Source organism: Bacillus sp. Xin1 (assembly GCF_013314535.1).
GTDB lineage: Bacteria > Bacillota > Bacilli > Bacillales > Bacillaceae_G > Bacillus_A.
This window is the reverse complement of the sequence record NZ_JABUAE010000152.1, coordinates 1-844: the sequence shown is the minus strand read 5'-3', so window position 1 is coordinate 844 and position 844 is coordinate 1. Positions and strand designations below refer to the sequence as shown.

2 protein-coding genes are annotated in these 844 nt (G+C 33.5%); both read left to right on the top strand.

The window, feature by feature from the left end:
* Positions 1-91: 91 nt before the first annotated feature.
* Complete coding sequence (locus HRG09_RS28680; protein ID WP_217448201.1) at positions 92-289, top strand: hypothetical protein; 198 nt, start codon at positions 92-94, stop codon at positions 287-289.
* 56 nt (positions 290-345) lie between these two features.
* Positions 346-732 (top strand): DUF5412 domain-containing protein, encoded by a 387-nt coding sequence (locus HRG09_RS28205; protein WP_174104086.1) that lies wholly within the window; start codon positions 346-348, stop codon positions 730-732.
* The last annotated feature ends 112 nt before the right edge of the window (positions 733-844 follow it).

Below are 844 nucleotides of genomic sequence, written 5' to 3'. Positions count from 1 at the left end.
GAACCGAACATGTATAGAATATACAATCCAAAAAACACCGTACATCACTTTTTTAAAATGGTATAATAAGGGAAAATGGGGTGGAAAGCTAATGGAAGACTCTATGTTTGCGTTTCGAGTTGTTTTCAATGCACTAACATCATTCTTTTCCAACGGGGTCTGGGTCGTTTTGTTCTTCTTCTTGTTAAATAAAACGTATGAAAATAAAATTTTCAGAACAACATCGAGTATTATTACTGTTGTTGTCTTGGTATTTTATTTGTTTTATTGCATTCGGAATAGCATGTAATACCTTTCTTTGAATAAGAGGGGTTTGCAATGAAAGTCATTAATAGGAGCTAATACATGGATTTTGCAGAGAAAGAAATTAAGAAAACCAAACGAAAAGTGTTAATTATATTATTTTGTATAGTTGGTTTGTTCGTATACGGAGTGTATTGGGCGTTTTTCAGTATGGATCGATTACCGACAGGTGAAAAGATTGCTGAAAAACAATCTCCTGACGGAACATATACATTTAAAGCTTACGTAACAAGCGGCGGAGCGACAACGAGTTTTGCTGTTAGAGGAGAGTTAGTATTTAATCATCGTAAATATTTCAAGACAAAGAATGTGTATTGGAATTACCGAGAGAATACGGCAAAGATTGTCTGGAAAGACAATGATACAGTAATCATTAACGGACATACATTAAATGTTCCTGAAGAGACATATGATTTCAGATACGATTAATTGTAAGGGTTTTTTGTAGGCTTATAGATACATTGACTTCTGATATCGAAAATTATGTAAATACGAAACCCCTTCAGCAAGTAAACTGAAGGGGTTTTTTCTAGATAGATTA